A 24,095-nucleotide genomic window follows, 5' to 3' on the forward strand; every position below is an offset into this window, starting at 1 on the left:
GACGGACGGGAGGCCCGGTGCCAGCTGGCATCGGGCCTCCCGTCCGTCAGGTGGTGCGGCTACACCGCGACCGGCGCGCGCTGGCCGACCGTCTCGCCGGCCGAGGCCGCCTGGGCGGCGGCAGCATCCGTCGCCGCCGGCGCCCGGCGCACCCACTTCTTCAGCGCCACGAGGACCAGCGCGGAGACGACCGTCCCCGCCAGGACCGCCACGATGAACATCCCGATGCCACCGATCGCGAAGAACACGAAGATCCCACCGTGCGGCGCCCGAGACGTCACGCCGGCGGCCATCGAGATCGCTCCCGTGACGGCAGCGCCGACCATCGACGCCGGGATGACCCGCAACGGGTCGGCGGCGGCGAACGGGATCGCACCCTCGGAGATGAACGAGGCGCCGAGCAGCCACGCGGCCTTGCCGTTCTCCCGCTCGGGCTTGGTGAAGCCGTTGCGGTAGAGCACGGTCGAGGCGAGCGCCAGGGCGAGCGGCGGGACCATGCCGGCGGCCATCACCGCGGCCATGATCTCGAACGGCACGACGTTGCTGGCGGACCCGGCACCGAGTCCGGCGACGGCGAACGCGTAGGCGACCTTGTTGACCGGGCCACCGAGGTCGAAGGCCATCATCAGGCCGAGGATGATCCCGAGCAGCACCGCCGAGGCTCCGGAGAGCGAGTTGAGGAACTCGGTCAGCTGGGTCATCAGCCAGGCGATCGGCCCGCCGAGCACCAGGAGCATGAGGCCGGAGGCGATGATCGACGCGAACAGCGGGATGATCACGACCGGCATCAGCCCGCGCAGCCAGCGCCACGTCGGGATCCGTCCGATCCAGTAGGCGGCTGCACCGGCGATGAGGCCACCGACCAGGCCGCCGAGGAACCCGGCGTTCATGAAGACGGCGATGGACCCGGCGACGAAGCCCGGCGCGATGCCCGGCCGGTCGGCGATCGCGTACGCGATGTACCCGGCGAGGGCGGCCACGAGGAACCCGAGCGACACCGAGCCGATCTGGAACGCCGCAGCGCCGAGGTAGTACCCGAGGCCCTGCGCCGGCAGGTCGAGGAGCGTGGAGTGCTGCAGCGTCCACACGGCGTTGTTGACGCCGTCGTCGCCGTGCGTCAGTGCGATGCCGTAGCCGGACAGCAGGAAGCCGAGCGCGATGAGGAGCCCGCCGCCCGCGACGAACGGGATCATGTACGAGACGCCGGTGAGCAGCCAGCGCTTCAGCGACTGCCCGAAGTGCTCGTCCTTCGCGGTGCTGGTACCGGCCTCGGCGGCGGAGCCGGAGACCCGTGCGGCCTTGGGGTCGTCGGCGGCGCGGAGGGCCTCGGCGATCATCGCGTCCGGCTCGTCCACGCCGCGCTTGACGGGGCCGGACACGAGCGGCTTGCCGGCGAAGCGGCTGCGGTCGCGGACGTCCACGTCGACCGCGAAGACGACGGCGTCGGCGCGGGCGATGAGGGCCGGGTCGAGCGGCTCCACCTGGGACGACCCCTGCGTCTCGACGTGCATCTCGGCGCCCGCGCGCTGGGCGGCGGCGACCAGGGCGTCGGCGGCCATGTAGGTGTGCGCGATGCCGGTCGGGCACGCGGTGACCCCGACGATGACCTTGCGGCGCCCGCCGGTGCCGGAGGTGTCGCTGTCGACGACGTGGGTGTCCGCGCCGGCCGTGGGGCGGGCCTCCTGGCCGGTGGCGGTGGCGGTGCCGGCCGGGGTACCGGAGGCTCGTCCAGCGGTGCCGACGCCGGCTGCGGCGACCTCGCCGCTCACCTCGCGGTCGACCAGGTCGACGATGTCCTGCGGTGTCGTCGCGGCGCGGAGGGCGGCCGTGAAGTCGTCGCGGATCAGCGCCCGGGCGAGGGTGGAGAGGACGGTGAGGTGGTCCTTGTCGGCCCCGTCCGGCACCGCGATCATGAAGACGACGTCGGCGTCGCCGTCCGGTGCACCGAACGGCACCGTCCGCGCCAGGCGGGTGAACGCCAGCGTGGGAGCGGTGACCGAGGTCGACCGGGCATGCGGGATGGCGATGCCGCCCGGGACGCCGGTACCGACGCTCGCCTCACGCTTGATGGCGTCGGCGGCGAGGGTGTCGCCGGAGGCGGCTCGACCGGTCGCGGCGATGCGGTCGGCGAGGACGCGGATGACGTCGGACGAGGTGGCGCCGAGGTCCTCGTCGAGGCCGACGAGGTCGACACCGATCAGGTCGGCGCCGTCGCCGGCGCCGGTGGTGTGCGCAGCGGACATGGGTTGCTCCTTCGCAGGTGGCGCGGTGCGCCGGGCTGTGCTGGTGGGACGAGTGATCGGACCGGACCGGACCGGAGGCCGGGGTCGTGGCCGGACCGACGGGACGACGGACCGTGCGGTCAGGCGCCGTGCGGGACGGGGACGGACGGGCGGTGCCCGGCCGGTGTCGGCGGTGTGCCGAGGCGGTGGACGACGATCGCGTCCGGGTCGGTGGCGTCGAGTGCCGGGACGTCGCTGCCGGGCAGTCCGGCGGCGGCGGCACCGGTGGCGACGGCCTGGGCGAGTCGACGCTCGGGCGGGGCACCGGCGACCTCGGCGAGCAGGTACCCGGCGAGCGCCGAGTCCCCCGCACCGACCGTGGAGCGTGCCGTGATGCGCGGGGCGGCGGCGCTCCAGGAACCGGTGCCGTCGACGAGGACGGCGCCCGCGCTGCCGAGCGTGAGCAGGACCGTGTCGACTCCGCGCTCCCGGAGGCGTGCGGCTGCGGCTGCGGCGCGCTCCGGGTCCTGCTCGTACTGCTCCGGGTCGCCGCCGACGACCTCGGCGAGCTCCTCGGCGTTCGGCTTGACCAGGTCGACCCGTTCCCCGGACTGCAGCAGCGCGGTGAACGGCACGCCGGAGGAGTCGACCGCGATCCGGACGTCGTCGCCGTGCCGGGCGCGGACGGCGCGGACGAGCACCGCGAGGGCGTCGTCGGGCAGCCCGGGCGGCAGGGACCCGGCGAACACGACCCACCGGGCGGCCGGACCGGTCGGCGTCGGCCCCGCGGTGGTGGCGACGAGTTCCGCCAGGTCGTCCAGGCGTCCGGCGAGCGAAGGACCCGGTTCGTTGAGCTTCGTGGTGGTCCCGGTCGGTTCGGTCACGGTGACGTTCGAGCGGAGCGCGGCACCGATCGGCAGCGCGGCGGTCGGGATGCCCCGGGCGGCCAGGCCGACGAGCACCGGGTCGAGCTCGTCGCCCGGCAGGACCGCGACGGTGTCCCCGCCGCTGGCGACGACGACCCGGGAGACGTTGACGCCCTTGCCGCCGGGCTCCGCCGTGGAACGGGTGGCCCGCTGCACGGCACCGCGCTGGAGTTCCCCGGCCAGTTCGATCGTCCGGTCGAGCGAGGGGTTCGGCGTCACGGTGACGATGCGACCGGTCATGCGACGACGACCTCGACATCGGCGTCGGCGAGTGCTCCGGCGAGGTCGGCGGGCGGGGCTTGGTCGGTGACGACGGTGTCGATCTCGTCGAGGCGGGCGAAGCGCATCAGGGCTTCCACCCCGTGCTTGGCGGCGTCGGCGAGCACCACGCTGCGTCGGGCGGCGAGGACGTACGCGGCCTTCACCGCGGCCTCGTACTCGTCGGGTGTACTCAGGCCGAAGCCCGCGGACAACCCGTTGGTCCCGATGAACGCGACGTCGGGTCGGAGTGCCCCGATCTGGTCGACGGTGGCGGTCCCGACGGCGGCACTCGTGACGCCACGGACCCGACCGCCGAGCAGGTGCAGCTCGACGTGGTCGCTGTGCTGCAGGGTGTTGGCGATCGGGACCGAGTTCGTGATCACGGTGATCGTCGCTCCGGCCCGCTCGGGCTCCCACCGGGCGAGTTCCGCGGCGACGGCACCGCTGGTGGTGCCGGCGTCGAGCGCGATCGACCCGGTGAAGGTGGGCGGCACCAGGCGCATCGCGGCACGGGCGATCGCGGTCTTCTCCCGGCCGTGCTGCCCCTCGCGTTCGGCGACGCTCAGCTCGACGAGGCTGGACCGTTCGACCGAGACCGCGCCGCCGTGCACGCGGCGCAGGACCCCGGCCTGCTCGAGGGCGTCCAGGTCACGGCGGACGGTCTCGGTGGTGACGTCGAAGTGCGCGGCGAGGTCGGTGACGGACACGCGGCCGGCGGTCTGCAGTGCGGCGGCGATGGCGTCGTGCCGCTCGGTTGCGTACATGCCCGAACTCCTTCGTTCCCGTGGGTTTCGAGCACTGTACGCAGCAAACCCACTCGAACGCAACTGTTGTGAACTGAAACCAACATGATCCCAACACGGGAAGGAGGCCCGGTGCCGGTCCGCCGAACCGGCACCGGGCCTCCAGACCGTCGCGTCCGGCAGTCGGGTCGCGGTCGTCCGGTCAGGCTGCTGCGAGCGCGCTCGTCGGTGGGATCCGCGCGGCCTGCGCGGCCGGGTAGAGCCCGGAGACCCCGCCGATCAGCACCGTCGCGCCGAGTCCGCCGGCGACCGCCCAGAGCGGCACCGCGATCGGCCAGCCCTGCGCCAGAGCGAAGACGACGGTGGCGCCGAGCCCGATCACCACCCCGGCGACACCGCCGAGGAACGACAGCAGCAGCGACTCGACGAGGAACTGGTTCCGGATGTCCCGCCGTCTCGCTCCGAGCGCACGGCGGACGCCGACCTCGGTCCGACGCTCCAGCACGGTGATCACCATCGTGTTCGCGACGCCGATCCCGCCGACCAGGAGCGCGACCCCACCGATCCCGACCAGCAGGCCCGTGAAGGAGTCGTCGGTGGCGTTCTTCGCGGCGAGCGCGTCCGAGGGCCGTGTGACCCCGACGTCCTGGGGGGCTGCCGGACTGACCACCCGGGCGAGCAGGTCGCGCGCCGGGGCCACCCGATCCGGGTCGACGCGGGTGTACACGGCGGTGGGGTGCCCGTCGAAGCCCAGCTCCGCCGCGAGGTCCCGCGGCACGAAAGCCTGGTTGTCGAGGTCGGTCGCGAGTTCCAGCGGCCGGAGCACCCCGACGACCTGCAGCCATCGGCCACCGGTCCAGACGCGACTGTCCGTCGTCACCTGGTCGATCCCGAGCGCGTGTGCCGCGGCCGCTCCGAGCACGACCTGCGGCGGTGCGTCCGGAGCCGTGTCGAGCCAGCGCCCGGACGCCAGCGACCCGCCGAGGACCTCGGGCACGTCTCCCCAGGTCCCCAGCACGCCGATGCCCTTCGTCTCGGCGGGCGGGATGAACGGGTTCCGGTACACACGGCCGTCGTCGACCCGGCCGACCCCCGCTGCGGCGAGCACGTCCTCCTGCCGACGGACCGAGTCGACCGCGGTGACCGGGAGCGGGGGTGTCTCGCCGAACGACTCGGCCTTCGTCACGGTGAGCACGTTCGTGCCGAGCGCGTCGAGGACCCGGTCGAGCGCGGCCTTGCTCGACGAGGAGATGCCGACGACCGCGATCATCGCCGCAATGCCGATGGCGATGCCCAGGGCGGACAGGACCACCCGGGTCGGGCGGGTCCGGAGCCCGAACACCCCGAGTCGGAGCAGGTCGCCGGAGCCCAGCGTGCGTCGCGTGGCCGTCACGGGGCCGGCGGTCATCGGTCGGCCCCGATCGCGGGGGCGAGCTCGACGGGACCCGCCGGGGTGTCGCGTGGGCCGGCGTCACGTGGGCCGGCGTCACGTGGGCCGGTGTCGTGGGCACCGGTGTCGTCCTCCACCGCACCGTCACGCATCCGGACCTGCCGTGGGAGGACCGCGGCGAGTTCCCGGTCGTGGGTGATGACGACCACCGTGGTGCCGGCGGCGTTGAGCTCCCGCAGCACGCCGAGGACCGCGGTGCCGGAGGCCGTGTCGAGCGCCCCGGTCGGCTCGTCCGCCAGCAGCACGGTCGGTTCCCCGACGATCGCCCGCGCGATCGCGACGCGCTGGCGCTCGCCACCGGAGAGCTGGTTCGGCAGGTGGTCGGTCCGGTGTCCCAGGCCGACGCGCTCCAGCGCCGTCACGGCCCGCCGCATCCGCTCCCGCCGGTGTGTGCCCGTGTAGAGCAGCCCGTCCGCGACGTTCTCGGCGGCGCTGGCTCCTGCCTGCAGGTGGAAGTGCTGGAAGACGAAACCGATGTGCTCGGCGCGCAGGGCGGAGAGCGCGTCGTCCGTCATCGCGCCGACGTCCCGGCCGGCGGCCTCCACCCTGCCGGAGGTCGGACGGTCGAGCGTGCCCATGACGTTGAGCATCGTGGACTTCCCCGAACCGGAGGGTCCGACCACGGCGACGAGTTCACCGCGGTCGATCCGGAGCGAGACGCCGCGGAGCGCCCGGACCTCGCCGTGGGTGCGGGTGACGTCCGTGAGCACCAGCACGGCGTCCGACCCGGACCGGGCCGGCACCGGCGGTGCGGGTACGGGCAGGACGGGCACGGCGCCGTTCACGAGGGCACCACCACGCGCGCACCCTCGTCCAGGTCTCCCGTGACCGCCGCGCGCCCGTCCGCCACGAGACCGACCTCGACCGGGACGCGCTCGGTCGACCCGTCCCGATCGACGACCTCGACCGCGTACCCCGAACTCCCACGGGCGACCAGTGCCGAGACGGGCACGGAGAGCACGTCCCGCTCGGTCCGCCCCTCGGCGACCACCTGCGCAGAGGCCGCCGCGGGCAGCCGTCGGTCGCCGGAGTCGAACGCCACGGTGACGTCGACCTCGTCCCGGCCGTCCTCGGTCTCGGCCGGGGTGGCGTCGGTGACCGACCCCGGCATCGCGACGCCGACGCCGTTGACGAGCACCCGGACACGTCTCCCCACGCCGAGCTGTCCGGCGTCCCGCGCCGGGACCCGCACCGAGACGACACGGTGCGTGCTCGTCACCTGCAGGACGTCGCCGCCGACCGGCTGCCCGAGCTGCCCCACGACCGAGGCGACACGAACCGCACCGTCGACGAAGGCGATCTGATCGCCGTCCACGACCCCGGTGACGGGCAGCCCGCGGTCCCGCTGCCACTGGCGGACGGCGGCCCCGGTCCGGGCGCCGAACACGTCGTCGGCGGGGACGTCGTACCCGAGGGCGGCCAGGTTCTCGGTGAGTTGCCGGACGTCGGCGCCCCGGGCACCGGCGCGAAGTGACCGCCAGAGCGGTGTCGTGCCGTACAGGGCGCGGACGGGTCGCTCGTCCACGGCGTAGAGCGGTTCGTCGCGGTGGACGACCTGGCCGGGCTGCGGCAACCAGGTGAGCGTGCCGCTCGCTGCCCCGGGTACCGAGGTGGGCGTGCCGTAGCCGAGCGCGCCCGCGATGGTCCGGGTCTCGACGAGGTCGCCCTGCTCCACCGGCACCGTCGTCGTGCCGTGGCGGTCCTCATCCGACTGCGCAGCAGCCGCCCGCGTCGCGGCACCGTCCGCTGCGGTGGCGAGCGACCAGGTGGCGGTGCCGACGGCGAGCGCGCCGACCAGGCAGGCGCTGGCGATGCCGATCACCCGCGTCCGGCGGCTCATCCGGCGTCCTGCGTCTTCGTGTCGGGCGAGTACCGCTGCAGGCACTCGTCGACCAGCTGCTGGAACTCCGGGTCGTCCGCCGGCGGGTAGGTCGCCTCGTCGAACGACAGGGTGCCGGGCCGCTGTTCCGGGAAGTCCGAGTAGGCGTCCCGGACGCAGGAGGCGACCTGGTCGTACTCTCGACGCCACTGTTCCTTCGCGGCCGAGTCGGCGCGCTGCACACCGAGTTCGGTGGCGCAGGAGTCGGCCGCGGTGCCGAACTCCTCCTGGTCGATGCTCTGCGGGGCGACCACGGAGCCGGAGCGGACCTGGTCATCGCTCGGGTCCTGGACGTCGAAACCCGCGGATCGCATGCAACTGCCCCACTGTGCACCGAGCCCGGCCGCTGCGGTCGTGCTGTCGGGGTCGGTTGCTCCGCCGCCGGCACACCCGGTCAGGCCGGAGGCCAGGCCCAGCGCGAGGACGGCGGTGACGAGGATCCGTGTCGGAGGTCGGTTCGTTGTTCGCATGCCACCAGGACAGCGGACGGGCTGTTTCGTCAGCGGTCCCCGGGAGGAGACACCGACGAAACACCGTCGGCCGCCGACCCCGCGTGCACCCGGACCGTCAGTCCGCCGGCAACGCGTGGATCCACCGCGAGCGACCACCCGTGCGCCTGCACGACGGCCGCCACGATCGACAGGCCGAGACCGCTGTGCCGCCTCCCGCTGCGTGCGACCGTTCCGGGGGCTCGTCGGAACGGTTCGGTGAGCGTCGCCATGGCGCCGGCGGTGAGCAGTGGCCCGGAGTTCTCCACCGTCAGGGTGCCGGCTGTGACGTCGACGTGGACGAACCCGCCGGGGACGTTGTACTCGAGGGCGTTGTCGACGAGGTTCCGCAGCAGCTGACGGAACAGGACCGGTTCGGCGAGCACGGTCCGGCCGGGAGGCTCGCCCACCGTCCGCCAGGTGAGCGTCACCCCGGCATCGGTCGCGGCGCGGACGTGCTCCGCCACGACCTCCGCCGTCGTCGCGGCCAGGTCGACCGACGCCGTCTGCCCGCCCAGATCACGTTCCGCCTCGGCCAGCACGAGGAGCGACTCGACGAGGTGCTCGGTCCGCCGGTTCTGCTCGAGCAGTTCGGTCCGCGCCGCCGAGACCTCGTCCGGGCCGGCGTCGTCCGGCAGGCCGATCTGGATCGCGGCGCGCTGGACGGCGAGCGGCGTCCGGAGCTCGTGTGCGGCCTGCGCCACGAACCGCCGTTGGCTCGCGAACGACGCCTCGAGCCGGTCGAGGAGTTCGTCGATCGTCCGCGAGAGACGTCGAAGTTCGTCGTCCGGCCCGTCGAGGCCGAGGCGCTCGTGCAGCGTCGACGCGGACAGCCGCCTGGCTGTGGCGGTGATCCGGTCCACGGGTGCGAGCATCCGCCGCGCGAGGACCCATCCCGTGGCGCCGGCCAGGACGCCGGCGCCGGCGACGCCGAGCACGGTCCAGCGCCACTGCAGGTCGGCGACCGCCGACACGGTCACCGCCGCCACGGTGCCGGCCTGCCCACCCCCGCTCCCGTCGGCCTGACGCTCCAGCACCACCTGTCCGAGCGATGCCTGCGACCCGAGGTTCACGACGATGATCGCGGCCGCGGCGAGCGCCATGGACGTGACGGCGAACGCGAGCGCAGTGCGGGTCCGGATGCTCCAGGCGTGTCTCACAGCGCGTAACCGGTGCCGGGCACGGTGCGGATCGGGTCCGGTGCCCCGAGCTTCCGCCGGAGCTTCGACATCGTCACCCGCACCGCCGCGGTGAACGGGTCGACGTTCATGTCCCAGACCTTCTCGAGCAGTTCCTCGGCGGGGACGATCCGCCCGTCCGCTCGCAGCAGGACCTCGAGCACGCCGAGCTCCTTGCTCGTCAGGTCGAGCGGGCGACCGTCGCGGGTCGCAATCCTGCGGTTGGAGTCCACCACGATGCCGTTGCGTCCGAGCACGGGCGCGACGGGGACGACGCTCCGACGGCCGAGCGCCCGCACCCGAGCGACGAGTTCCGGGTACTCGAACGGCTTGGTCAGGTAGTCGTCCGCACCGAGTTCGAGCCCGTTCACCCGGTCGGTCAGGGTCGACGCGGCGGTGAGCATGAGCACCCGGGTGAGCGTGCCACGAGCCGCGGCCCGTCGCGCGACCTCGTCGCCGTGCATCCCCGGGACGTCCCGGTCGAGCACGACGACGTCGTAGTCGTGCACCGACAGCAGCTCGTCGGCGTCGTCGCCGCGGTACGCCACGTCGACGGCCATGTCCTGCCGCCGCAACCCCCGGACGATCAGGTCGGCAAGCGGGATCTCGTCGTCCACCACCAGTACGCGCATCGCGGTACCGTACGGTGGAATGCTACATGTTCGCTGGGTGGATCAGCGGGGACCGGTCACGCAGACTCGGACGCACCGTCCGATTCGTAGGGGACCTCGCCGTCGCGGCTGACCCCGGCACGCTGCCGGTAGGACAGGTGTCCACCCAGGTACCCGCCGACGCTGACGACAGTGAGTCCGGCGAAACCCAGGAGCTTCCCGGCCCCGGTGTTGCCGCGCTTCCGCTGCAACCAGGAGAACCCGTAGAGCGTCAGTCCGACCCAGTTCACGGCCTGGTGCACCCAGCCGGTCCGGAGCTGCTCGCGGTCCAGAGCCGACCAGTCCACGTAGCCGGCGACGCTCGCGCTGCCGGCAGAGACGACACCGACGCCGACGAGGGTCTTCGCGGCCTTCGCGTTGCCGCGACCGCCGACCAGGTCCAGGACCGCCGCGGAGATCCAGGCGCCCAGCGGCACCTGCACCATGAGCGGGTGGATCGGGTGCCCGAACGGGACACCGTGCAGCAGCTGCCGCAGTGCGCGTGGGCGAGCCAACACGCGCACCACCTTGCGGTCGAGGTCGACGGCCTTGTCGAGGACGCTGGCGTGTTCGATGGATTCGGTCAGGCGGCGCAGGGCGCGGATCTCCGGCATGCTGCCGAACCTAGGCCTGCGGGCCCGCGCCGGTCTCAGGGACCGGCGCGGGCCCGGGCGTACGGCCGATCGCTACTCCGCGACGACCTCGTCCACCTCGCCGACCGCGAACGGCTCGACCAGCAGGCCCTCGCCGTCGTCCGCGACGTCAACACGGACGGTGTCGCCGTCTCGGACGTCGCCGGCCAGGATCGCCCGCGCCAGCTGGTCGTCGATCTGCCGCTGCATGAGGCGGCGGAGCGGCCGGGCACCGTACGCCGGGTCGTGCCCGCGTTCGGCGAGCCAGGTCCGCGCGGCCGGCGTGACCGCGAGCTCCAGCCGTCGGTCGGACAGGCGTCGGGCGAGCCGGTCGACCGAGATCGAGACGATCTGCCCCAGGTCGTCCTGCGTGAGCGCCTGGAACACCACGATGTCGTCGAGGCGGTTGACGAACTCCGGCCGGAATGCCTGCCGGACCAGGTTGCGGACGGAGTCCTCGCGCTGCTCGGGCGTCAGCGTGCTGTCGGTGAGGAACTGCGACCCGAGGTTCGAGGTGAGGATCAGGATCGTGTTCCGGAAGTCGACCGTCCGGCCCTGACCGTCGGTGAGCCGTCCGTCGTCGAGCACCTGCAGCAGCACGTCGAAGACCTCGGGGTGGGCCTTCTCGACCTCGTCGAGCAGGATCACCGAGTACGGACGGCGCCGGACGGCTTCGGTGAGCTGCCCGCCGGCCTCGTACCCGACGTACCCGGGCGGGGCACCGATCAGCCGTGCGATCGAGTGCTTCTCGCCGTACTCGCTCATGTCGATGCGGACGAGGGCCTTCTCGTCGTCGAACAGGAACTCAGCGAGCGCCTTCGCCAGCTCGGTCTTGCCGACCCCGGTGGGCCCGAGGAACAGGAACGAACCGGTCGGCCGGTCCGGGTCGGAGATGCCGGCACGGGTGCGGCGGACCGCTTCCGACACGGTGCCGACCGCGGTGCGCTGCCCGATGATCCGGCGGCCGAGCTCGGTCTCGAGGTGCAGGAGCTTCTCGGTCTCGCCCTGCAGCAGACGCCCCATCGGGATGCCCGTCCACTGGGCGATCACGGCGGCGATGTCCTCGTCGGTGACGCTGTCGTTCACCATCCGCTCGCCCTGCTCGGCCTGTTCGGCAGCCGCGAGTTCGGCCTCGATCCGGGGCTTCTCGGCGTACTCGAGCCGCGAGACCAGCTCGTAGTCAGCCTCCCGCTGCGCCCGCTGGGACCGCATGTTGAGGTCGTCGAGCTCCTGCTTGAGTTCGCCGATGCGGTTGAGGTTCGCGCGCTCGGCCTGCCACCGGGCCTCCAGCGCGGCGAGCCGCTCGCCTCGCGAGGCCAGTTCGTCGCGGAGGGTGGCGAGCCGGGCCTTCGAGGCGTCGTCCTTCTCCTGCTTCAGGGCGAACTCCTCCACCCGCAGCCGGTCGACGCTCCGCTTGAGCTCGTCGATCTCGACGGGGCTCGAGTCGATCTCCATCCGGAGTCGTGACGCTGCCTCGTCGATCAGGTCGATCGCTTTGTCCGGCAGTTGTCGCCCCGCGATGTACCGGTTGGACAGCGCCGCGGCCGCGACGAGCGCCTGGTCGTTGATCGTCACCTTGTGGTGCGCCTCGTAGCGCTCCTTGAGCCCGCGGAGGATGGCGATGGTGTCCTCGACGCTGGGCTCCCCCACGTACACCTGCTGGAACCGCCGTTCGAGAGCAGCGTCCTTCTCGATGTACTCGCGGTACTCGTCGAGCGTCGTCGCGCCGATGAGTCGGAGTTCGCCGCGCGCGAGCATCGGCTTGAGCATGTTCGACGCGGCCACCGAGCCCTCGCCTCCGCCGGCGCCCATCAGGGTGTGCAGCTCGTCGATGAAGGTGATGACCTGGCCGTCGGCGTCGTTGATCTCCTTGAGGACGGCCTTCAGCCGCTCCTCGAACTCACCGCGGTACTTGGCGCCGGCGATGAGCGCCGAGATGTCGAGCGAGACGAGCCGCTTGTCCTTGAGCGAGTCGGCGACGTCGCCGGCGACGATCCGCTGCGCGAGCCCCTCGACGACGGCGGTCTTGCCGACGCCGGGTTCGCCGATGAGCACGGGGTTGTTCTTGGTCCGACGGGTCAGCACCTGCGAGACCCGGCGGATCTCGGCGTCGCGGCCGATCACCGGGTCGAGCTTGCCGCTCCGCGCGATCGCCGTGAGGTCGACGCCGTACTGTTCGAGCGCCGTCTTCTGCTTCTCCTGCGAATCCGGCGCGCCCTGGAGGTTCGCCATGCGTTCCGTCCTTCCGTTGCGGTGGTCGTGTGGTCAGGTCCTCGGACTCAGTTGAGTCCTGATGACTCAAGTTTACTCCACGGGTGTGTATTCCGCGGGCTCGTTCCGGATGCCGACTGCGCTGACGACGGCGCCCGCCGCGAGCAGCAGCGCCATCACGATCATCGCCCGGTGCAGTCCGTCGACACTGACCTCGCCGCCGAGGAACACTCCGGCGAGCGCGACCGTCACCAGGCCCGCGATCCGCGCGATCGCGTTGTTGACCGCGGAACCCGCGCCGGCCTCGTCCTGCGGGACGGATCCGAGGACGGCACTCGTCAGCGGCGTGACCATCGTCGCGATGCCCGCCCCGACCAGGACGAGCCCGGGCAGGACCGACCACCAGTACCCGGCGGGGTCGTCATCGGCGAGGAGCATGAGCAGCGCCCCGACCGCCGCGATCGCCGGCCCTGCCGCCATGAACCAGCGTGGCCCGAACCGGCCGGAGAGCGACCCGACGGTGGTCGACAGCGCCAGGAGCATCAGGGTCGGGGGCAGGGTCGCCAGCCCGGCCACCCACGCCGGGAAGCCCCAGACCTCCTGCAGGAACAGGGTCACGACGAAGAACACCATCCCGAGCGCCCCGTAGATCGAGAGCGTCGCGAGGTTGCCGACGGTGAAGTTCCGCGCGCGGAAGAGCCCGAGCGGCACGAGCGGCGCCCCCGAGGCACGGCTCACCCGGAGCTCCCACGGCACGAACGCCACCAGGGCGGCCCCGCCGAGCACGAGCGCACCGACGACCACCGGCGAACCCCACCCCAGTCGCTCCTGCTCGATGAGCCCCAGGACGACGCCGCCGACACCGACGACGGCGAGCACCGCTCCGACGAGGTCGACCCGGGCGTGCGCTCCCACGCGGACCTCGGTGGTGATGCGCCGGACGAGCGGGATCGTCACCGCGATGGGGACGGCGGTCAGCACGAAGATCCAGCGCCACCCGATGCCGTCCACCACGACGCCGCCGACGACCGGGCCCAGGATCATCGCCGCACTCGACCAGGCCGTCCACGCGCCGATCGCCTTCGCCTGCGCGCCACCGCGGAAGGCCGCCACGATCAACGCCAACGCGCTCGGGGTCACGAGCGCACCACCGACGCCCTGGAACGCCCGGGCGACGATGAGCACCTCGCCGGACGGCGCGATCGCGCAGACGACCGAGGCGATGCCGAAGACGACGAGGCCCCACGTGATGATGCGCACCCGGCCGAACAGGTCCGAGAGCGAACCCGCGACCAGGATCAGCGACCCCAGGGTCACGAGGTACGCGTCCACCGTCCACTGCTGGACGACCAGCCCGCCGCCGAGCTCCGTCCGGACGGCGGGGAGGGCGACGTTCACGACGCTCGAGTCCAGTCCGACGACGAACGAGGCCAGGATCGCGACCAGGAGCACCAGGCGGCGGTCGTCGTGCAGGGGCGCTGTTGTCGCCGGGCGGTCTGCGGCGGCGGCGGACGTCATGGAGCCATCATGCGCCCATCGGTGGTCCGTCCGCGCCCCCGCGCAACCGGGCGTCGCCCGATGACGATGACAGCCCCCGTGCTCGTCGCACGGCGGCTGTCATCGGTCCGGGGCCGGGATGCCGATGGATCGGCGGTCTAGAGGGAGCGGGAGTCGCCGTTCGGCGTCGTCGAGGGGCCGGGGTTCACGACCGGCTGCTGCACGCCGTTGCTGCTCGGGTACTGCGCCGTCGGCTGCTGGACGGGAGCGGCGGTGGTGTGCACCGCGGCGTTCGCGTCGTACGCTGCGGCGTCCTGCGCGGCGGCTCCGGTCTTCTTGCGGTCGTCGGTGTCCATCTCCTTCTTGAAGACGTTGATCGACTGGCCGAGGCCCTTGGCGAGCGCCGGGAGCTTCGTCGCACCGAACAGCAGCAGCACGATGCCCAGGATGATCACCAGGTGGACTCCGGTGAGGCCTTGCAACATGATGACTCCTTCGGTACTGGAACTGGTCGCCGTCCGACCAGGCTTCCTGGTCGCGTTGCCCGGTCATCGTCGACCGACCCGGCGGTGTCCCGCTGTTCGTCCATGCTAACTCCCGCTGCCCGGGAAGCCCAGACGCCTGCGGCAACGGACACCGATCGTCCAGGGTCGCCGTGCATCCGGCAGCGTGGGATCAGTAGGCGCCGCGCGATCGCAGCACCGACGGGACGGTCCGCGCCAGGATGACGAGGTCGTGCAGGAAGGACCAGTTCTCGACGTAGTGCAGGTCGAGCCGGACCCCCTCGGCCCAGTCCAGGTCCGAACGGCCGCTCACCTGCCAGAGCCCGGTGATGCCCGGAGTCACCAGCAGGCGACGCTCGGCGAAGTCCGCGTACACCGCGACCTCGCACGGCAGGGCCGGACGAGGCCCGACCAGGCTCATCGAGCCGGTCAGGACGTTCCAGAGCTGCGGCAACTCGTCGAGGGACGTACGACGGAGGAACGCCCCGACCCTGGTGACCCGCGGGTCGGCGTGCACCTTGAAGAGCGGGCCGGCACCCTCGTCCGCGGAGAGCAACTCGGCCTTCCGGGCCTCCGCGTCGACGCACATCGTCCGGAACTTGACGATCGGGAACTCCACGCCGCCGCGGCCGACTCGGTGCTGACGGAACAGGACCGGACCACCGTCATCGAGGCGGATCGCGACGGCGATGACCGCTGCCACCGGAGCGAGGACCAACAGTCCGCACGCGGCGCCGACGACGTCGAAGAGGCGCTTGCTCATCCGCCGCGTGTAGTCCGGCGTCTCGACGTGCATGAGCGGCAGACCGTCGACGGCGCGGTGGTGCACCCGTGCGGCAGCGACGTCGACGAGTGGCGAGGACACGACGAGTTCGACCCCCGCTCGCTCGAGTTCCCAGCCGAGTCGGCGCAGTCGTTCGTGGCCGCCAGCGATCGCCCCGGTGAAGACGACAGCGCCGACGGCCGTCTGGCCAGCGACCTGGAGGACGTCGTCGACACCGCCGAGCACGCTCGTCTCGGTCGGCCCGATCGCTGCCGACCGCCCGAACGGCAGCGTGTCGGTGAGGACGCCCCGCACGCGGTAGCCGGCCGCCGGGGTCGCGAGGATGCGGCTCCCGACGTACTCGACGTCGTCCAGGTCGCCCACGAGCAGGACGTCGACCAGGTGGTGGCCAGCGGCTCGGCGGTGGACGAGCACCGTGCGCCACGCCCTGCGGCCGAGGACGAGCAGGACGAGGGCGACCGGGAACGCGACGGCGACGTAGCCACGGGCGATGTCCAGGTCCAGCAGGAAGGCGGTCACGGCAAGCGCACCGCCCGTGGTGAGGCACGCGGTCAGCAGCCGTCGGTACTCGTCCCCGCCCAGACCGATGATGCGGGGGTCGCGGGTCCGCATCGTCGTGAGCAGCACCGCCCACAGCAGGACGGTCAGCGCCCCCACGAGCCAGCCGACGTCACCGTGCGACGTCGGCGTCTCCGACGGGGAGCGGACGGCCTGGGCGGTGACGAAGGCAGCGATCAGGACGAGCAGGTCTGTCACGGCCATGCCGATCCGGACCGCGCGGAGACGCGGGTGAGCGTGCGCGACGACGCTCTCGTCGACCGGACGGGTGAGGGTGTTGGACATCGGGCCTCCAGCTCGAGCACGGCCGTGCTGCGGCCGGCTTGCGTGGAACCGCCGTCGTGGTCACCACACAGGAGTCCAGCATATCACCCCCGACATCTCACATGGCGATCGGTCCGTCATCGGCCAGCACCCGGTCGAGCGTCCAGAGCACCGGCGCCGAGGTCAGGGCCGCTGCGTCCGCGCCCGTCACCCCGCCGACGCGGTACTCCACCCGCTCACCCGGCAGGAGCGTCATGAACCCACGGTCGACGGTGCCCGTCGGTGACACCCGGTCCGGCTGCACGAGCAGGTCCCGTACGAGCGAGTCCGCCTCCACGACCATCCGCACGCCGGAGCGGTCCGGCTCGTCCGAGACCGTCACACGGTAGTGCGCGGGCTGCCAGCGCATGTCCCGGTCCGGGGCGGGCGTCCAGACGGCCCGACGCCAGTCCATGTCCGCCACGACGAGCTCACCACGCGCATCCGCGACCACGCCGACGGAGGCCGGCAGGCGCACCACGGCGACCCCGGGGCCGTCGAGGACCACCGGCAGGTACTCCTCGGCCAGGATCTGCCCGGCGAGGTCGATGCGCCGCACCCGGACGACGGAGTCGATGCCGTTCCGCGACGAGCGCACCGCGACCTCGATCGGGGCGCCGGCCGTGTCGGAGACCGGCAGCTGCGCGGTCGGCGGGTGCGCGCCTCCCGACCGGTCGACCCGCTCCGTACCCGGGGCGAGCGGCGTCACCGCGGTGACCACGGTCGAGACCGGCCGGATCGTCACCAGCACGTCGTCGTACAGGCGACGCAGTTCGTGCGCGAGCGGCTTGCGGCGGCCCGCGGAGTCGATGGCGGACCACGACGAGACCGACCACAGGTCGTTGAGCTGCCACACGATGACGCCGGTGTTGCGCGGCCAGTGCGTCCGCCAGTGCTCGACGCCGGTCGCGATGGCGCGGGACTGCTGCAGCTGCGTCACCCAGTGCCACCGGTCGAAGTCCGACTCCCAACCCTCGCCGAAGCGCGGTTCGAGGCCACGGGCCAACTTGCCCATGCCGTCGTCGGCCTTCTGGTGGTGCACCACACCCGGCGACGTCGGGGTCATCGGTTCGTCGGTCACGGCCTCGCGCAGGGTCCGCCACGCGGGGGGCGCCTGCCAGCCGAACTCCGCCACGAAGCGCGGGACCGAGTCCCGGTAGTGCTCGTCGGACACCCGGTTCCAGACGTCCCACGAGTGGTGCGTCTCGTGGTCCACGTCGTTCGGTTCGAGCGACTCCGAGCCCGACCAGGGCGAGGCCACCGTGTAGAAGCGGGAGGGGTCCACCGCGTCCACGATCGTCGGCAGCAGGTCCAGGTAGTAGTCGAGTCCCCAGCCGCGGTCGCCGAGTTCCTCGCCCCAGCCGTCGGCGTCGTGCAGCCAGATGTTCTCGTTGTTCCCGTTCCAGACCACCAGGGACGGGTGCCGCGACAGGCGAGCGACGTTGTCCCGTGCCTCGGCGACGACCTCGCTGCGGATCGGCTCGATCTCGGGGTACGAGGCACAGGCGAACAGGAAGTCCTGCCACACGAGCAACCCCAGCTCGTCGCAGCGCTGGTAGAAGTCGTGCGACTCGTACACGCCGCCGCCCCAGACCCGGACGAGGTTCGCGTTCAGGGCCACGGCGGCGTCGAGGCGCTCGGCGTACCGCTCCTTCGTGACCCGCGAGACGATCACGTCGTCCGGGATCCAGTTCACCCCGCGGACGTCGATGACGGTGCTGTTCACACGGATCGCGAACGGCCGTCCGACGGAGTCCTCGGCCGTGTCGACGACCACCGAGCGGAAGCCCGTCCGGAACGACGAGCGGTCGAGCACGTCGCCGTCGACGGTCTGCAGGTGCACCTCGACGTCGTACAGCGGCTGCGGGCCGTACCCGCGGGGCCACCACAGTTCGGCGTCCGGGATCCGGACCGTCACGACGGCCTCGTCCTCCTTCGGCGTCACGGTGACGCGCGAGCGCTGCTTCGTCCCGTGGCCCGACACCGTGACGACGAGCACCAGGTCGTCGTCCTCGCCGTCCTGGTCCAGGTCGTTCATACCGGAGCGCTCGAACGCGACGTGCGCGTCGAGGACACCCTCGCCGGCCTCGACGTCCACGAGGGGACGGACGTCACGCAGCCGAGCGGTGGACCAGCGCTCGATGGCGACCGGGCGCCACGGCCCGCTCGTGACGGCGGTCAGGCCCCAGTCCCAGCCGAAGTTCGAGGCCATCTTGCGCACGTACGGGAACGGCTCGTCGTACGGCCCCGGCATCGTGCCCGCACGCGCTGCCACCCGCTCGGCCTCGCGGTACGGCGACTCGAACAGGATCTCCAGTTCGCGGTCGGTGCTGGCGTTCGTGCCGTCGGTCATGTCGAGCAGGTCGAACCGGTAGCGCCGGTGCATGTTGCGCGTCGTGCCGACCTGCACGCCGTCGAGGGTCAGGGTGGCGACGGTGTCCAGGCCGTCGCAGACCAGGTCGACCCGCTCGAACCCGCGCGGGTCCACGTCGACGGTCCGGCGGTACAGCCAGTCGGTCTGCCCGACCCACGCCGTCGTCGCCTCGTTGCGGTCGGAAGTCGGGTCCGGCAGCAGCCCCTCGCGCTCGAGGTCGGTGTGCACCTGGCCCGGGACCGTCGCCGTGAGCGCCCGGCCACGGACGGCGTCGGGGACGCTCCCGCGTCCCCCTTCCTCGGCCGCGGACACGGTCCAGTCGTCGCGGAGTTCCTCGCGTTCGAGGGTCATGCGGGTCCTTCTCTGCTGGGGGTCGGTCCGCGTCGACCGCGGTCCGGGACGTCGTCCCCCGGTCCGCCACCCCCGTCGGCCACGGCCGGGAGGCTCGGCACCGGTCCCCCGGCGGTCGTCGCGTCACGCACGTGGATCGACGGGCGACCGCACGCGGGATGCTCGGTGATGCTAGTACGGCTGTCCGTCATCCAGGTCCGGAACCGGTCCACGTCGTCCCGAGTGCGCGAGGAGAGCGCGATCCCGGCCCCGCGCCTCCCGGTCGACTCCGACGGTCGAGTGCCAGGCTGGGGCGCATGATCAGTGTCGAACTCGCCCGCTCCCTGCGTGACGCCGGTCTCCGGTGGCACCCGGAGACCGGCGACCGCTTCGTGATCGACAAGCCGGGGGTCGACGACGACGTCTACACGGTGTCGGAGATGACCGTCGAGCGGCACGACCACCCGACCGGGACGTTCCTGGGCTTCAACGGGACGACGGAGTGGGCGCTCGACTCGGTCTCGGCCGCCGAGTCGCTGTGGCTGCCCCGGGAGGACCAGCTCCGGGAACTCCTCGGTCCGTCGTTCGTGGGGCTCACCCGTGGGTCCGGGACGGACGACCGGACGGTGTGGACGGTGACGGCCGTGATCGCCGGCGAACACCGCTCCTTCGCGGCCGTCGACCCGGCGATCTCCTACGCGCAGGCGTTGGCCGCCTACATCACCGCCGCGCTCGAGTAGCACCGGGACGGACCAGCCCGCCTGGGAACCCGGGGACGACTCGTGGGGCCACGGGTGTTGTCTGGAGGCATGACCGTTCCGAACATCACGCTCAACGACGGACGCACGATCCCGCAGCTCGGCTTCGGCGTCTTCCAGATCGACCCCTCCGAGACGAAGGCAGCGACCCTCGCCGCGCTCGAGGTCGGCTACCGCCACATCGACACCGCCGAGATGTACGGCAACGAGAAGGAGGTCGGCGAGGCCATCGCCGAATCCGGCATCGACCGCTCGGAGATCTTCGTCACCTCGAAGCTGAACAACGGCTTCCACGCTCCCGAAGCAGCCCTGGAGAACGGCAGGAAGTCGGCCGAGCTGCTCGGTGGCTACACCGACCTGTTCCTCATCCACTGGCCGCTGCCGACCGTCTCGGACTTCGTCCCGACGTGGAAGGCGCTCGAGGAGCTCTACGCCGCCGGCACCGCTCGCTCGATCGGCGTCTCGAACTTCCAGGCGCACCACCTGCGCCGACTCATCGCCGAGACGACCGTGACGCCCGCCGTGAACCAGATCGAGGTGCACCCGTACCTGACGCAGGACGAGCTGCGCGCGGTGGACACCGAGCTCGGCATCGCGACCGAGGCCTGGTCGCCGATCGCGCAGGGCCTCGTGCTCGACGACGAGACCATCACCCGCATCGCCGGTGCCACGGGCAAGACGCCGGCACAGGTGGTCCTCCGCTGGCACATCCAGCGCGGCGACATCGTGTTCCCGAAGTCGGTCACCCGTTCGCGCGTCGAGGAGAACTTCGCGATCTTCGACTTCGAGCTCTCGGACGAGGACATGACCGACATCTCGACGCTCGACAAGGGGCACCGCACGGGCCCCGACCCCGACACGTTCGACTTCGTCCCGGCCTGATCCATCGCGGAACGAGGAGAGCCCCGGCCCGATGGTCGGGGCTTTCGTGCGTTCCGGTGTTGTCCACGGATGCGCATTGCATTCGAGATATCACCAGCATATTGCATGCAACATACAGCCTGTCCATGCGCTCCGCGTGGACAGGAAGGGAACCATGCGCAAGATCAACCGAGCCACCGCCGGAGCAGCCTTCGGCCTCGTGCTCGCCGCCGGCTTCGTCCCGGCCGTCGCCTCCGCCGCGACCGCATCGTCGGACGCCCCCGCGATCCCGGGTGCGACCGCCGAGCGCCCGATCACGGACAGCCGCACCAGCATCGCGAAGATCCAGGGGGTGGCCGCCCAGGACGAGCGGAACGGCAACCGCCTGTTCGTCACCAGCCAGGCCACCCCGGAGGCCCAGGTCACGAGCACCGTCGCGAACGGCACGCTGAAGATCGTCGATGCGTCCGGGAACGTGCTCTGCATCGGCTCGGCGGCGGCGGACCGACCGAACCTCTACAGCTGCGAGCTCGAACCGCTCGTCTCCGGTCCGCAGACGATCACGGCAGCCGTCGTGAAGGCGAACGGCACCTACAGCACGCCCACCCAGGCGGAACTCGACGCGTACGCCGCGACACCGACCATCGAGTCGGTGACCCGGGACGGCGACGACCTCGTCGTGGCCGGGCACACCAACCGGGAGGCACGGGTCGAGTCCTCGATCGACCGCACCTCCGTGCTCACCGAGACGGACACGGACACCGACGGCAGCTTCCGGATCCGGATCCCGGGCGGCGCCACCGCCGAGCAGGCCTTCGTCCGCACGGTGAACGACGCGATCCCGGCGGACACCCACGACCACGACGAGTTCGCGACGAGCAACTGGGCCCTGGCGTCCACTGACTCCGAGGCCGGCTCGGGCGAAGAGACCCCCGCACCCGGCGACGGCTCCGGCGAAGAGACCCCCGCACCCGGCGACGGCTCCGGCGAAGAGACCCCCGCACCCGGCGACGGCTCCGGCGAGGCCCAGGCGCCGGTCTACGACGTCACGAGCCCCGCCGCCGGTGCGACGGTCCGGACGGCGCAGCCGACCTTCACCGGCCACGGCCGCCCCGACGGTCGCGTCGCCGTCCAGACCGCGAGCGGCGAGACGCTCGGGGTCGCGACCGCCGACGCCGACGGCAGCTGGGAGGTCACCCTCGAGGGCACGCTCCAGCTCGGCGGCAACGACATCGCCGTCTCGTTCGAGAACCCCGACGGCAGCTGGACGAAGCGTGTCACCCAGGAGGTCACCCGCGTCGCACGGACCGATGCCTTCCGGATCACGACGCCGGCCGATGGTTCGACGGTCACCGACCCGCGGCCGACGATCGAGGGCGCCACGGTCGGCTCGTACCGCCGCATCTCGGTGCAGGACGAGAACGGCACGACCTACGCGTTCGGGTCCTCCGACGCCGAGGGTGACTTCCGGCTCACCTTCGACGAGGACCTCCGTGAGGGCGTGAACACGCTCTCGGTGCAGTACCAGGAGCAGGGCGGCAAATGGGCGTCCTCCCCGTACACGCTGCACTACGACACGGACGCCGGCGAGGAGCCGGGCTCCGGCGAGGAGCCGGGCTCCGGCGAGGGCGAACAGCCCGGCGGCGGCGACGGCGACGAGACCCCGGCCCCGGCCGAGGTCCAGGTCAGCACGACGCGCCTCGATGACGCCGACGTGGTACTCGGCCTCTCCGGCGCCGAGGGCACGGAGGTCACCGTCGTCGCGAACGGCGTGACCGAGCGCGTCACGATCGGAGACCAGGGCCTGGCGTCCGTCGTCGTGCCGGCACCTGCGGCGACGACCACGACGGCGCACGTCACCTCGACGAACGGCAACCGTTCGGCGGAGCAGGACGTCGTGATCGGCGACGGAGCGCACCCGTCCGACCAGGTGACGGCCGCGGTCGTCAGCTCCAGCGCGCTGACCGGCAGCGCCGAGATCGACGCCTGGGGCCCGGCCTCCGGCATCGGCGGGCTGCAGGCGGAGGACGCCGACGGCAACCTCCTCGCCTACGGCACCATCGGCGCGCACGGCGCCGGGCACCTGACGGTGACCGGCCTGACCGCGGGCGAGCACGTCCTCACGATCGTCTCGGGCGGGCTCTCGACCCAGGTCACCGTCACCATCTGACGCTGACCGTTGCAACGGCCCCGTCCTGCCGACGCAGGACGGGGCCGTCGTCCGTCATCCGGGCCTCCCGTGCCGGTGACTCACCACGTCTGGCGCGCTGGCTCCACGGGGCCCGCCCGATCAGGGCTGCGCGACCGACGCAGTCACGGTGAACTTCGCGGTGCGGACGACCTGCCGGGTCGGTCCGACGACCCGCTCGAGCACCGGGCGGTACCGCAGGTGCGAGTTCCACACCGTCCAGAGTTCGCCACCGGCGCGCAGCACCGACGCCGCGTTCCGGAACATCGCCTCCGCCGCGTCGGTCGACACCGTCGTGTCCGCGTGGAAGGGCGGGTTGCAGAGCACCAGGTCGGCGCCGTCCTCGTCGAGTTCGTCACCGGCGTCGCTCCGGACGGTGCGCACCCGGTCCCCGACGCCGTTCAGGTCCGCGGTCATCCGTGTGGAGGCGACGGCCGCGGCCGACACGTCCGTCGCGACGACGTGCACCCGCGGGCGTCGTCGAGCCACCACGGTGGCGATCACCCCGTTGCCGCAGCCGAGGTCGACGACCTGGCGGGCCTCCGGGACGGCGTCGTCGAGCGCGTCGAGGAGCACCCGGGTCCCCAGGTCGAGCGTCGCACCGGCGAACACGCCACCGTGAGCGGCGACCGTGATCCCGAGCTCGTCCTGGTGCACGCGGCGCGGCCAGGGATCGGTGACGTCGGCACGGGCAGCAGCCGCGCGCAACGGGTCGGAGGCGATGAGCAGGCGTGACTTCCCGCGCCCTCGACTCGCCACGACCTCACCGAAGGACCGGCGGAGGACGTCGTTCTGCGACAGCGACATGTACTTGGTCCGGCCACCGCACAGCAGCACCACGTCCGGTGCCGCGTACCGGGCGACCGCGCGGGCGACCTCGTCGAGCCGGTCGTGCGACTTGGTGAGCCGGAGCAGGACGAGCCGGGCGTCCCGGAACGACTCCTCGAACCCCTCCGGGTGGTGGAACCCGCGACGTCCGAAGGTCCCGGCGCTCGCTTCCAGCGCGCGTTCCCCGACGAGCGAGTCCTGCACCACCCGGACGTCGCTCGCGCCGTGCAGCGCGAGCACCCCGAGCGTGAGGACTCCGTACCGGTCGTCGACGACCGTGACGGCGCCAGGATGGCGGAGCGCGTCGCCGTGCACGTGCGGAGCCTCGTCGAGCAGGAACCGGTCGGTGCCCTCGATGGCGATGAGGTCCGGTCCCTGTTCCCGGGGGTGGCGCCGGAAATGGTCGACGAAGTCGGAAGCGGACATGTCCCCGAGCGTACCGACGCCACCCCGGCCCTCCCCCGGCCGGGC

The 24,095-nt window shown here is 72.3% G+C and carries 19 protein-coding genes; 3 read left to right on the plus strand and 16 right to left on the minus strand.

Translation table 11 applies throughout. The annotated features are described in order from the left end of the window. Positions 1-59: 59 nt before the first annotated feature. The 15 genes from DEJ31_RS10965 to DEJ31_RS11035 form a co-directional block, all read right to left on the minus strand. A complete protein-coding gene (locus tag DEJ31_RS10965) occupies positions 60-2,243 on the minus strand; it encodes a fructose-specific PTS transporter subunit EIIC (RefSeq protein ID WP_111121857.1) in 2,184 nt (727 codons plus the stop codon). 119 nt (positions 2,244-2,362) lie between these two features. Then, a complete protein-coding gene (locus DEJ31_RS10970; RefSeq protein WP_111044920.1) occupies positions 2,363-3,388 on the minus strand; it encodes a 1-phosphofructokinase family hexose kinase in 1,026 nt (341 codons plus the stop codon). Further along, complete coding sequence (locus DEJ31_RS10975; protein ID WP_111044921.1) at positions 3,385-4,173, minus strand: DeoR/GlpR family DNA-binding transcription regulator; 789 nt, start codon at positions 4,171-4,173, stop codon at positions 3,385-3,387. Before DEJ31_RS10975 ends, DEJ31_RS10970 begins: the two co-directional genes overlap by 4 nt. A gap of 181 nt (positions 4,174-4,354) precedes the next feature. Then, positions 4,355-5,560, minus strand: coding sequence for an ABC transporter permease (locus tag DEJ31_RS10980; RefSeq protein ID WP_111121858.1), 1,206 nt, complete (start codon positions 5,558-5,560; stop codon positions 4,355-4,357). Beyond that, on the minus strand, positions 5,557-6,387 hold the full coding sequence (locus tag DEJ31_RS10985) for an ABC transporter ATP-binding protein (RefSeq protein WP_309147278.1): 831 nt from the start codon (positions 6,385-6,387) through the stop codon (positions 5,557-5,559). Before DEJ31_RS10985 ends, DEJ31_RS10980 begins: the two co-directional genes overlap by 4 nt. Next, a complete protein-coding gene (locus tag DEJ31_RS10990; protein WP_111121859.1) occupies positions 6,384-7,442 on the minus strand; it encodes a peptidoglycan-binding protein in 1,059 nt (352 codons plus the stop codon). The genes DEJ31_RS10985 and DEJ31_RS10990 overlap by 4 nt, the downstream gene beginning before the upstream one ends. Then, positions 7,439-7,951, minus strand: a complete 513-nt coding sequence (locus DEJ31_RS10995) for a hypothetical protein (protein ID WP_111121860.1) — start codon at positions 7,949-7,951, stop codon at positions 7,439-7,441. Before DEJ31_RS10995 ends, DEJ31_RS10990 begins: the two co-directional genes overlap by 4 nt. Positions 7,952-7,980: 29 nt before the next feature. Further along, positions 7,981-9,129 carry a HAMP domain-containing sensor histidine kinase gene (locus DEJ31_RS11000; RefSeq protein WP_111121861.1) on the minus strand — a complete coding sequence of 383 codons (1,149 nt, stop codon included), beginning with the start codon at positions 9,127-9,129 and terminating at the stop codon, positions 7,981-7,983. Then, positions 9,126-9,779, minus strand: coding sequence for a response regulator transcription factor (locus DEJ31_RS11005; protein WP_111121862.1), 654 nt, complete (start codon positions 9,777-9,779; stop codon positions 9,126-9,128). Before DEJ31_RS11005 ends, DEJ31_RS11000 begins: the two co-directional genes overlap by 4 nt. Before the next feature lie 56 nt (positions 9,780-9,835). Continuing rightward, positions 9,836-10,411 carry a DUF2231 domain-containing protein gene (locus DEJ31_RS11010; RefSeq protein WP_111121863.1) on the minus strand — a complete coding sequence of 192 codons (576 nt, stop codon included), beginning with the start codon at positions 10,409-10,411 and terminating at the stop codon, positions 9,836-9,838. A 72-nt stretch (positions 10,412-10,483) separates the two neighbouring features. Further along, positions 10,484-12,661 (minus strand): ATP-dependent Clp protease ATP-binding subunit, encoded by a 2,178-nt coding sequence (locus tag DEJ31_RS11015; protein WP_111121864.1) that lies wholly within the window; start codon positions 12,659-12,661, stop codon positions 10,484-10,486. 72 nt (positions 12,662-12,733) lie between these two features. Then, positions 12,734-14,158: an MFS transporter gene (locus tag DEJ31_RS11020; RefSeq protein WP_111121865.1), complete on the minus strand. Its 1,425-nt coding sequence runs from the start codon at positions 14,156-14,158 to the stop codon at positions 12,734-12,736. Between the two features lie 137 nt (positions 14,159-14,295). Next, the gene (locus tag DEJ31_RS11025) at positions 14,296-14,622 is read right to left on the minus strand and encodes a twin-arginine translocase TatA/TatE family subunit (RefSeq protein ID WP_111121866.1); all 327 of its coding nucleotides are present in this window, start codon (positions 14,620-14,622) and stop codon (positions 14,296-14,298) included. Positions 14,623-14,812: 190 nt separating this feature from the next. After that, on the minus strand, positions 14,813-16,267 hold the full coding sequence (locus DEJ31_RS11030; protein WP_111121867.1) for a sugar transferase: 1,455 nt from the start codon (positions 16,265-16,267) through the stop codon (positions 14,813-14,815). A 97-nt stretch (positions 16,268-16,364) separates the two neighbouring features. Beyond that, complete coding sequence (locus tag DEJ31_RS11035) at positions 16,365-19,010, minus strand: glycoside hydrolase family 2 protein (protein WP_111121868.1); 2,646 nt, start codon at positions 19,008-19,010, stop codon at positions 16,365-16,367. A gap of 296 nt (positions 19,011-19,306) precedes the next feature. Between DEJ31_RS11035 and DEJ31_RS11040 the strand changes: the two genes are divergently transcribed. From DEJ31_RS11040 to DEJ31_RS11050, 3 genes are all read left to right on the plus strand, one after another. After that, complete coding sequence (locus tag DEJ31_RS11040) at positions 19,307-19,729, plus strand: pilus assembly protein CpaE (protein ID WP_111121869.1); 423 nt, start codon at positions 19,307-19,309, stop codon at positions 19,727-19,729. Positions 19,730-19,798: 69 nt separating this feature from the next. Next, on the plus strand, positions 19,799-20,629 hold the full coding sequence (locus DEJ31_RS11045; protein WP_110903746.1) for an aldo/keto reductase: 831 nt from the start codon (positions 19,799-19,801) through the stop codon (positions 20,627-20,629). Between the two features lie 154 nt (positions 20,630-20,783). Then, a complete protein-coding gene (locus tag DEJ31_RS11050) occupies positions 20,784-22,778 on the plus strand; it encodes an Ig-like domain-containing protein (protein ID WP_111121870.1) in 1,995 nt (664 codons plus the stop codon). A gap of 120 nt (positions 22,779-22,898) precedes the next feature. Here DEJ31_RS11050 and DEJ31_RS11055 read toward each other — a convergent pair whose 3' ends face one another. After that, a complete protein-coding gene (locus DEJ31_RS11055; RefSeq protein WP_110903748.1) occupies positions 22,899-24,050 on the minus strand; it encodes a class I SAM-dependent methyltransferase in 1,152 nt (383 codons plus the stop codon). Positions 24,051-24,095: the final 45 nt, after the last annotated feature.

The organism is Curtobacterium sp. MCPF17_031 (assembly GCF_003234035.1).
Classification (GTDB): domain Bacteria; phylum Actinomycetota; class Actinomycetes; order Actinomycetales; family Microbacteriaceae; genus Curtobacterium.